The 458-nt window shown below is 74.0% G+C and carries 1 protein-coding gene; it reads right to left on the bottom strand.

Features of this window, described 5'->3' with window-relative positions:
* Window positions 1-458 (bottom strand): condensation domain-containing protein (locus H0H10_RS03420; protein WP_188179289.1); only part of this gene is annotated, 458 nt, incomplete at both ends.

Here is a 458-nt window from a genome sequence, read left to right as displayed (position 1 = left end):
CTCCCCGTCCTCCGCCACCACGGCCACCGCGTCAGGACCGACGCACACCCGCTCGGCCAGCAGCTCCGGCAGCACCGCTGCCGGCACCTCGGCGCGCGGGCCCCTCCCCTGTTCCAGCAACCGTTCCCACGTACCGGCGCCCAGGACGTCGACGTCCGCGACGGGCAGTCCCGGGGTGTCCGCCAGGGCGTCGGCCAGGCGGTCCAGGCAGGTCAGCAGCAGCTCGCACAACTGATGGGCGTCGGCGCCCCGTACCGCGTCGACCGTGACGGCGAAGCCGGTTCCGAGGTCGTCCACGGACACCGCCACGGGGTAGTTGGTGGTCTCCTGGGTGAACACCGTCCTGATGCCGTCCGGTGCCGCCGTGCCGGCCCCTCGCCCGGGGGCGCGTTCGGTGTGGCGGTAGTTGAAGAGGGAGGTGAACAGGGGGCTGCCGCCCGGCACCCCGCTCGCCTGCT

It is taken from the genome of Streptomyces griseicoloratus, from assembly GCF_014534645.1.
In the GTDB taxonomy this organism is placed as follows: domain Bacteria; phylum Actinomycetota; class Actinomycetes; order Streptomycetales; family Streptomycetaceae; genus Streptomyces; species Streptomyces griseicoloratus.
The sequence above is the reverse complement of the archived record's forward strand: the minus strand, read 5'-3'. Positions and strand labels throughout refer to the sequence as shown.